Here is a 1,365-nt window from a genome sequence, read left to right as displayed (position 1 = left end):
AACAATTCTGACGACCAAGATATTGAGACAGTCGAAGATATCAGAACAGGTCTAATTGGGTTTTACAATGAATTCAAACATAATAATGACAATAAATCGCTAACAACTTCCTTTATCATAAAAGATAATACTGGAGAGAGAGACTTTATTGGTGCGAATTCTTTCTTTACTCTTGATGATTTTAAAAATTGTGATCATCTAATTGATGGTGAATTTGATGAATTTGGAACATTCAACGGTACTTTAAGAATTTACAACAAAATAATTGAAGATTATTCATATAGACCAAACCGTCCAAATATTCAAAAGGCATCTTATGGAAAGTTTAATTTAAAACTAGGTTATGTGTCTGGAAGTGGTGAAACATCCCTTAATGATAATGTCTACGACTATTTTAATAAAAAACTCACTTCTTTTGGGGGGTTGTATATTTATAGAGATGATTTAAGAGTATTACCATACGGAAGACCGCAGTCTGATTTTTTGCAATTTGAAGAAAGAAGATCAAGACGAGCAGGAACATATTTTTTTAGTTATAGAAGAATGTTTGGTTATATCGAATTAAAAAGGGAAAACAATAGAAGCCTCATTGACAAAGCAGGAAGAGAAGGATTCATTAACAATAAAGCATTTAGGGATTTTAAAATTGATCTTATTGGATTTTTTTTAAACCTTGCAAAAGAATACTTTGGAACTGACGCAAAAAATGATGTAAAACAAAAACAACTTGAAGAGTTGAAAGAAGCAAGAGCTTCAGAAGTTGAAGAAAAAAAGTTAGAAAAGGAAGAGAGAAATAGATTTAAGGATTATTTAAAATCTGTTCCAAAAGAACTTGAAGATCTTAATACAAGATACTTTAAACTCAGTAATGAATTAAAAAACAAGCTAAAAGACACAAATGTCATTTATCAGGACATACAACAATTGCTTAGACAAATAGATAGGTTAAAAGCTGATTTTGAAAGTTTGGAACCAAAAAGACCCAAACGTTTTTCTATGGATTCCAGAGATAGAGAACGTTTTGAAATAGTTACAGACGCATATACTTTGTCAAGGTTAGAGTTTGATTCTATAAATAAACTACGAAAAGAAGCTCTAGATAAAATTGCCGAAGAGCAATTACTTAAAGAGTATGAAAATAAGTTTCACAATTATTCCTCTTTGCTAAACGACATTACCGCAAAAAGTAAACAAGATCTTAAAAGAGCATTTGAAAATATTGACATTGAATTTGAGAAAACAGAAGTGGCCTTCAAAAACAATTTAAGTAAAATTTATCAAGACTACATTCCTTTTCCTCCATAGGTAACAACACCGTCAATTTCAGAAACCACAGCCGGGTTGGATGGGTTACGTGCCTCGAAC

General features: G+C 31.0%; 1 protein-coding gene. It reads left to right on the top strand.

All coding sequences use genetic code 11. The annotated features are described in order from the left end of the window. A partial coding sequence (locus D0X99_RS20470) for a coiled-coil domain-containing protein (protein ID WP_199708193.1) occupies positions 1–1,305 on the top strand: 1,305 nt, incomplete at its 5' end. Positions 1,306–1,365 lie beyond the last annotated feature (60 nt).

The sequence above is a fragment of the Algoriphagus lacus genome (assembly GCF_003583985.1).
Classification (GTDB): Bacteria; Bacteroidota; Bacteroidia; order Cytophagales; family Cyclobacteriaceae; genus Algoriphagus; species Algoriphagus lacus.
This window is presented reverse-complemented; position numbering and strand designations above follow the sequence as displayed.